The organism is Streptomyces hirsutus (assembly GCF_001418415.1).
Taxonomy (GTDB): Bacteria; Actinomycetota; Actinomycetes; order Streptomycetales; family Streptomycetaceae; genus Streptomyces; species Streptomyces hirsutus.
Genome location: NZ_LIQT01000523.1, coordinates 1 through 7,247, shown reverse-complemented (window position 1 = coordinate 7,247; position 7,247 = coordinate 1). Strand labels below are relative to the sequence as shown.

Below are 7,247 nucleotides of genomic sequence, written 5' to 3'. Positions count from 1 at the left end.
GGCAAGTCCACCCTGCTGCGCCTGCTCGCCGGGCTCACCGCGCCGGAGCAGGGCGAGCTGCGGCTCTCCCCGCCCACGGCGACCGTCGGCCATCTCCCGCAGGAGCCGGAGCGCCGGCCCGGTGAGACCGTCCGGGACTTCCTGGCCCGCCGCACCGGTGTCGCCGAGGCCCAGCGAACGATGGACGAGACGACCCAGGCCCTGGTCGACGGGGCGCCCGGTGCCGACGACGCGTACGCGGAAGCCCTGGAGCGCTGGCTGGCCCTGGGCGGCGCCGACCTCGACGAACGCGCCGAGGAGGTCACCGCGNNCTCGACGAGCCGACCAACGACCTCGACCTCGACGGTCTGGAGCGCCTCGAACGCTTCGTCGGCGGACTGCGCGCCGGCACGGTCGTGGTCAGCCACGACCGCGAGTTCCTCACCCGCACCGTCACCAAGGTCCTCGAGCTCGACCTCGCCCAGGGGCGGATCAACCTCTACGGCGGCGGCTACGCGGCCTACCTGGAGGAACGGGAAGTGGCCCGCCGGCACGCCCGCGACGAGTACGAGGAGTACTCCGACAAGAGGTCCGCGCTCCAGGACCGGGCCCAGACACAGCGGTCCTGGATGGACAAGGGAGTCAAGAACGCGCGTCGCAAGGCGGGCAACGACAACGACAAGCTCGGCCGCAAGTTCCGCAGCGAGGCCAGCGAGAAGCAGGCCGCCAAGGCCCGCCAGACCCAGCGCATGATCGAACGCCTCGAGGTGGTCGAGGAGCCGCGCAAGGAGTGGGAGCTGCGCATGGAGATCGCGGCGGCCCCGCGCTCCGGCGCGGTGGTGGCGACGCTGCGGGACGCCGAGGTACGGCGCGGCGACTTCGTACTGGGACCGGTCACCCTGCAGATCGACTGGGCGGACCGGGTCGCCGTCACGGGCGCCAACGGCGCCGGGAAGTCCACCCTGCTGGGCGCCCTGCTGGGCCGCGTCCCGGTCGACGCCGGGCACGCCGCGCTCGGCTCGGGCGTGCTGCTCGGCGAGGTCGACCAGGCCCGCGCGCTGTTCCACGGCACCGAGGCCCTGCTCGACGCCTTCCGCGCCGGGGTCCCGGACACCGAACCGGCCGAGGTTCGCACCCTGCTGGCCAAGTTCGGCCTCAAAGCGGACCATGTGATGCGTCCGGCGGTCACCCTCTCGCCGGGCGAACGCACCCGCGCCGCCCTCGCCCTCCTCCAGGGGCGGGGCGTCAACCTCCTCGTCCTCGACGAGCCGACCAACCACCTCGACCTGCCCGCCATCGAGCAGCTGGAATCGGCCCTGGACTCCTACGAGGGCACCCTGCTCCTCGTCACCCACGACCGGCGCATGCTCGACGCGGTGCACGTCACCCGCCGCCTGGAAGTGGCCGACGGCAAGGTCACCGAGCACTGACCGAGCGCGGACCGACCACGGACCGGGCGACGACGGGGCCCGACCGGGTGGCGACCGGGCCTGACGGAACACCGACCGGGACGACGCGGAACAGACCGACGGCCCGGCCCCTCGCACCGCGGCGGAGGAACCGGGCCGTCGGCCGACGCGAAACCTAGCGTCCGCCCTTCTTCGGGTCGGCCAGCCCCGCCCGGCGCAGGGCGTCGGCCATCGCGCTGTTCGCCGGCGCGGGTGCCGGACGCGCCCCGCCGCTTCCGCGACCGCCGCCACCGCCCCCGGCGCGGCCCCCCTGCCCCTGGCGCTGCTGCGGCGGGCGTGCCCCGCCGCGCTGCCTGCGCCCGGCGGGGGACTCGGTCTGCTCCGCGGCCTCGTCGTCCAGCCGCAGCGTCAGCGAGATCCGCTTGCGCGGAATGTCGATGTCGAGGACCTTCACCTTGACGATGTCGCCCGGCTTCACCACGTCCCGCGGATCCTTGACGAACGTCTTCGACATCGCGGAGACGTGCACCAGACCGTCCTGGTGGACGCCGATGTCGACGAACGCGCCGAAGGCCGCCACGTTCGTCACCACGCCCTCCAGGATCATCCCGGAGGCCAGGTCGGAGATCTTCTCCACGCCCTCCTTGAAGGCGGCGGTCCTGAACGCCGGCCGCGGGTCGCGCCCCGGCTTCTCCAACTCCTTGAGGATGTCCGAGACGGTCGGCAGACCGAACGTCTCGTCCACGAAGTCCTGCGGCCTCAGCGAGCGCAGCACCGCCGTGTTGCCGACCAGGGAGGCGACTTCCTCACCGGACTTCTGCACCATGCGCCGGACCACCGGATAGGCCTCCGGGTGCACGCTGGAGGCGTCCAGCGGGTCGCCGCCGCGGATCCGCAGGAAGCCCGCGCACTGCTCGTACGCCTTGGGGCCGAGGCGCGGCACCTTCTTCAGCTCGCGGCGGGAGGCGAACGGCCCGTTGCCGTCCCGGTGGGCCACGATGTTCTCGGCGAGCCCGGAGGTGATGCCGGAGACCCGGGCGAGCAGCGGCGCGGACGCCGTGTTGACGTCCACACCCACGCCGTTCACGCAGTCCTCCACCACCGCGTCCAGTGAGCGCGACAGCTTCACCTCGGACAGGTCGTGCTGGTACTGGCCGACGCCGATCGACTTCGGGTCGATCTTGACCAGCTCCGCCAGCGGGTCCTGGAGCCGGCGCGCGATCGACACCGCCCCGCGCAGCGACACGTCCATGTCCGGCAGCTCCTGCGAGGCGAACGCGGACGCCGAGTACACCGAGGCGCCCGCCTCGGACACCATCACCTTCGTCAGCTTCAGCTCGGGGTGCCGGGTGATGAGATCGCCGGCGAGCCGGTCGGTCTCGCGGGACGCCGTACCGTTGCCGATCGCGACCAGTTCGACGGCGTGCTCCTTCGCGAGCCGGGCCAGCTTGGCGATCGACTCGTCCCACCGGTTCGCAGGGACGTGCGGGTGGATCACGTCGGTGGCGACGACCTTGCCCGTCGCGTCGACCACGGCGACCTTCACACCCGTACGGAAGCCCGGGTCGAGACCGAGGGTCGCACGGGTACCGGCCGGAGCGGCGAGCAGCAGGTCGCGCAGGTTCGCCGCGAAGACCCGCACCGCCTCGTCCTCGGCCGCCGTGCGCAGCCTCAGCCGCAGGTCGATGCCGAGATGCACCAGGATGCGCGTGCGCCACGCCCAGCGGACCGTGTCGAGCAGCCACTTGTCGGCGGGGCGCCCCCGGTCGGCGATCCCGAACCGGTGGGCCACCGTGCCCTCGTACGAGGACGGGCCCTCCGTCGCCTCCTCCGGCTGCAGGACGAGGTCCAGGACCTCCTCCTTCTCGCCGCGCAGCATCGCCAGGATCCGGTGCGAGGGCAGCTCGGTGAACGGCTCGGCGAAGTCGAAGTAGTCGGAGAACTTGGCGCCCGCCTCCTCCTTGCCCTCGCGCACCTTGGCGGTCAGCCGCCCGCGCACCCACATGCGCTCCCGCAGCTCGCCGATCAGGTCGGCGTCCTCCGAGAACCGCTCGGTGAGGACGGCCCGCGCGCCGTCCAGGGCGGCCTGCGGATCGGCGACACCCTTGTCGGCGTCCACGAACGCGGCCGCCGCGGCGAGGGGGTCGACGCCCGGGTCCCCGAGCAGCCCGTCCGCCAGCGGTTCGAGTCCCGCCTCCCGCGCGATCTGCGCCTTGGTACGCCGCTTCGGCTTGTACGGCAGATAGATGTCCTCCAGGCGCGCCTTGGTCTCCGCGCCCCGGATCCGCGCCTGAAGCTCCTCGGTGAGCTTGCCCTGCTCGCGCACCGAATCCAGGATCGCCGAACGACGCTCCTCGAGCTCCCGCAGATAGCGCAGCCGCTCCTCGAGCGTGCGCAGCTGCGCATCGTCGAGCATCTCGGTGGCTTCCTTGCGGTAGCGGGCGATGAAGGGCACCGTCGAACCGCCGTCGAGCAGCTCCACGGCGGCCCTGACCTGCCGCTCCTGTACGCCGAGCTCCCCGGCGATCCTGCCTTCGATGGACCCTTGGAGGGGTGTCGTCACGATCCCGTACCGCCTTCTTCGCTGAGGTTGCGCGGCAATTGTGGCAGGTGACGCCGACAATCGGGGATCAGGGCGGCGACTCGCCGGGCGGTGCTGCGCGCCGGGTCAGGCGCGCCGGCCCCGGCCCGCCGACGAGGCACCCCCGAACAGCCGGGCCACCGCCCGGAACGGCAGTGTCACGACGGTGGCGACGGCGCCGCCGATCTGACGCAGGACATCCGCGATGGCACGCAACACGTGTCTCCTCCTTCGGTCTTCGGTGTCCCGTCCGTCCCGGTGGGACGAACGGAGTGATGACCTCCGGGTACCTCGTCAGGGCTTCGGCATGCCTGCCCTCGGCGAACGCCGTACCCTACCGCCGCCCCGGCAGGCTCCAGTTGAACCGGGGCGGCCTCCGTTCCAGGAAGGCGGCGACCCCCTCCGCCGTGTCGCCGTTGCCCTCCGCGCGGCCGCTCCAGTGGGCGTCCCGGTCGGTGCGCCCGTTCGCGAACTCCTTCGCCGCGGCCTGGGTCAGCTGCGAACGCGAGGCCAGGGTCGCGGTGAACTCCGCGACCCGCCGGTCCAGTCCGTCCACGGGCAGCACCTCGTCGACCAGTCCCGTACGCAGCGCCCGCGCGGTGTCGATCAGCTCGCCGGAGAACAGCAGGTACTTGGCGGCGGAGGGCCCCACCAGCGACACCAGCCGCCGGGTGGAGGAGGCCGGATAGACGATGCCGAGCCTGGCCGGGGTCACCCCGAACACCGCTCCCTCCTGCGCGAACCGCAGATCGCAGGCCGCCGCCAGCTGTGCCCCGCCGCCGACGCAGTGTCCCCGGACCGCCGCGAGCGTCGGTTTGGGGAACGCGGCGAGCGCCTCCTCGGCCGCCACGGCGAGCCGCTGCGCCTCCTGCGGCGACCTCTGGAGCGTGGAGATGTCGGCCCCGGCGCAGAACGTCCCGCCCTCGCCGGTGAGCACCAGCGCCCGCACCCCGGTGTCGTCCGCCAGCGCGTCGAGCAGCGGTGGCAGCGCGCGCCACATCGCGGTCGTCATGGCGTTGCGCTTCGCCGGATGGCGGATGACGACCGTGGCGACCGATCCGGTGACGCTGTGCGACAGCTGCGGCTCCATGCGCCGGATGCTATCCGCCCCGGTCGGGGCGCTGATCAGCAGGAGCGCGTGAAGCGTTACGCGACCTCGGGGGAAGGGGAGAACGACAGGGAACGGACAGCGAGGAGGCAGTCATGGCCAGGTCCACCCCACCGCGTGGCGAGGCGGCCAAGCTGAAGAGCGGCTTCGGCCGGCTCGCCGCGCTCGGCGTGATCCTGGTCGTCGCCGGCCTCATCGGTCTCTTCTACACCGGCTTCGCCACTCTGACGACGATGGTGCTGTTCGGCTGGCTGCTGCTGATCGGCGGCGTGGTCTCGCTGCTGCACGCCGTCCAGGCCCGGCACAGCAACTTCTTCTGGCTCGCGGTGATCGTCGCGGCACTGAACATCGCGGCCGGCGTGGTGGTCCTGCACACACCGGAGGCGGCGGCCGAGGCGCTGACCATGTTCGCCGCGCTGCTGTTCCTCACCGGCGGAGTGTTCCGTCTGGTGGGCAGCATGGTGGTGCGCGGTCCGCAGTTCGGCGTGACGCTCCTGCAGGGCGTCCTGGGCCTCCTCCTCGGAATCCTGGTGCTGATCACCTGGCCCAGCAGCAGCCAGTACGTGATCGGCGCCTTCCTCTCGCTCACCCTGCTCTTCGACGGGCTCGGTCTGATCGCCACCGGCTACGGCGGGCGCAGGATCGTGGGCATGGTCTCCGACCGGCTGACGGGCCCGGAGAGCACCCGGCCGGACATCAAACCCGTACAACCCGAATAGTCCGCCGACACGACACGGAGCAGAAGGAAACGGTCCTGTAACCACCCACGGCATACGTCAACGGTCGGAAACGCTCGATATCCGCTGACTTCTGTTCAGGTCTTCGGTGTGACGCGCATAGTTACCAACACTCGACGTGTGGTGACAATCGAGCGTGAGGGCGGCGACCGGACGATGGACGACCAGGGGCGTGGGCCCGGCCCACGCCCGGAGGACGAGGACAGACCCACCGGGGCGGACACCGTCCCACCGCGCTCGGCACCGCTGCCGTACGAAGGCGTCTGGCGATTCACCGCCCCCGCCGTCGACGCCTCGGTCCCGCAGGCGCGCCACGCCGTACGGGACCTGCTGCTGCGCCAGGGGGTGCCGGTCGCCGCCGACGTGGTCCAAGGGCTGCTGCTGATCGTCTCGGAACTGGTCACCAACGCCGTACGGCACGCGGCACTGCTCTCCCCGATGCTCGCCGTCGAGGTCGCCGTCGGCGCCGAGTGGGTCCGGGTGTCCGTGGAGGACAACCACCCCTACCGCCCGACCGCCCTGGAGGCGGACCACGGCCGCACCGGCGGCCGCGGACTGCTCCTGGTGCGCGAGATCACCCGCGAGTCGAACGGCATGTGCGACGTCGAGCACACCGCGAGCGGCGGCAAGGTGATCTGGGCCGCCCTGCCGCTCAAGCCCGCGCGGGTCTGACGGCCGCACGCGCACCCGCTCCGACGGTCACCACCGGCGGCAGGCCCGACGCCCGGGCCCGGGCGGATCCGCGACCGGTCCCGCGCGGTCACCAGCCCGCCGACGGTCCCGTCAGCTCCCGGACCGCCGGGCGGACCGCGTCCAGCACGGTCATGAACCACACCGAGAAGGTGTCCTCGGCATGGCGCCGGACCAGTTCGTCCGGGGTCACGAACGCCGTGGACGCCACCTCCTCGGGATCCGCCCGCAGAGGTGCCTGCACCATGCCGACGAACAGGTGGTTGTACTCCTGCTCGACCAGACCGGAGGCCGGGTCCGGGTGGTTGTAGCGCACGGTGCCCGCCTCGGCGAGCAGCGACGGGGACAGGCCCAGCTCCTCGAAGGTCCGCCGGGCCGCCGCCGCGAACGGCGCCTCACCGGGGTAGGGGTGCCCGCAGCAGGTGTTGGACCACACACCGGGGGAGTGGTACTTGCCCAGCGCCCGCTGCTGGATCAGCAGCCGGCCGCGCTCGTCGAAGAGGAACACCGAGAACGCCCGGTGCAGCTGCCCCGGGGGCTGATGGGCGGCGAGCTTCTCCGAGGTGCCGATCGTCACGCCGTCTTCGTCGACCAGCTCCAGCAGAATCGCCTCGGCGGTACCGCTCGACGGGTTGTGCGTCGCGGTGGCAGGTGTGATCGGCATACCCATCCTTCATTCGGTCTTCGCGCCCCAAGTCTGCCGCACGAATCCGGCACTCCCGGCACTCCCCCGCCCCGCCCGC

Annotated in this window: 7 protein-coding genes and 1 pseudogene; 4 read left to right on the top strand and 4 right to left on the bottom strand. The window is 72.2% G+C overall.

Annotation, left to right across the window (positions count from 1 at the left end):
- Both AOK11_RS45700 and AOK11_RS33115 read left to right on the top strand, forming a co-directional pair.
- Positions 1-309 (top strand): annotated as a pseudogene (locus AOK11_RS45700) (ATP-binding cassette domain-containing protein); the annotation flags it as partial.
- Positions 310-311: 2 nt separating this feature from the next.
- Positions 312-1,409 (top strand): ABC-F family ATP-binding cassette domain-containing protein (locus AOK11_RS33115; protein ID WP_240497583.1); only part of this gene is annotated, 1,098 nt, incomplete at its 5' end.
- 154 nt (positions 1,410-1,563) lie between these two features.
- On the opposite strand, the gene AOK11_RS33110 is transcribed toward AOK11_RS33115, so the two are convergent.
- The 3 genes from AOK11_RS33110 to AOK11_RS33105 form a co-directional block, all read right to left on the bottom strand.
- Complete coding sequence (locus AOK11_RS33110; RefSeq protein ID WP_055597372.1) at positions 1,564-3,951, bottom strand: Tex family protein; 2,388 nt, start codon at positions 3,949-3,951, stop codon at positions 1,564-1,566.
- Between the two features lie 105 nt (positions 3,952-4,056).
- Positions 4,057-4,188: an LPFR motif small protein gene (locus tag AOK11_RS46285; RefSeq protein ID WP_276204859.1), complete on the bottom strand. Its 132-nt coding sequence runs from the start codon at positions 4,186-4,188 to the stop codon at positions 4,057-4,059.
- A 115-nt stretch (positions 4,189-4,303) separates the two neighbouring features.
- Positions 4,304-5,059 carry an enoyl-CoA hydratase/isomerase family protein gene (locus tag AOK11_RS33105; protein ID WP_055597371.1) on the bottom strand — a complete coding sequence of 252 codons (756 nt, stop codon included), beginning with the start codon at positions 5,057-5,059 and terminating at the stop codon, positions 4,304-4,306.
- 113 nt (positions 5,060-5,172) lie between these two features.
- Between AOK11_RS33105 and AOK11_RS33100 the strand changes: the two genes are divergently transcribed.
- Together AOK11_RS33100 and AOK11_RS33095 are read left to right on the top strand one after the other, a co-directional pair.
- Positions 5,173-5,796, top strand: a complete 624-nt coding sequence (locus tag AOK11_RS33100; protein ID WP_055597370.1) for an HdeD family acid-resistance protein — start codon at positions 5,173-5,175, stop codon at positions 5,794-5,796.
- Positions 5,797-5,970: 174 nt separating this feature from the next.
- On the top strand, positions 5,971-6,486 hold the full coding sequence (locus AOK11_RS33095; protein ID WP_055597369.1) for an ATP-binding protein: 516 nt from the start codon (positions 5,971-5,973) through the stop codon (positions 6,484-6,486).
- A gap of 88 nt (positions 6,487-6,574) precedes the next feature.
- Here AOK11_RS33095 and idi read toward each other — a convergent pair whose 3' ends face one another.
- Entirely contained in the window at positions 6,575-7,168 is a 594-nt protein-coding gene (gene idi / locus AOK11_RS33090; RefSeq protein WP_055597368.1) for an isopentenyl-diphosphate Delta-isomerase, read from the bottom strand.
- Positions 7,169-7,247: the final 79 nt, after the last annotated feature.

Bases quoted from the DNA above. Each gene is read 5' to 3' on its own strand.
- AOK11_RS33095 (WP_055597369.1), top strand. From the start codon at position 5,971: ATGGACGACCAGGGGCGTGGGCCCGGCCCACGCCCGGAGGACGAGGAC.
- AOK11_RS33100 (WP_055597370.1), top strand. From the start codon at position 5,173: ATGGCCAGGTCCACCCCACCGCGTGGCGAGGCGGCCAAGCTGAAGAGC.
- AOK11_RS33105 (WP_055597371.1), bottom strand. From the start codon at position 5,059: ATGGAGCCGCAGCTGTCGCACAGCGTCACCGGATCGGTCGCCACGGTC.
- idi (WP_055597368.1), bottom strand. From the start codon at position 7,168: ATGCCGATCACACCTGCCACCGCGACGCACAACCCGTCGAGCGGTACC.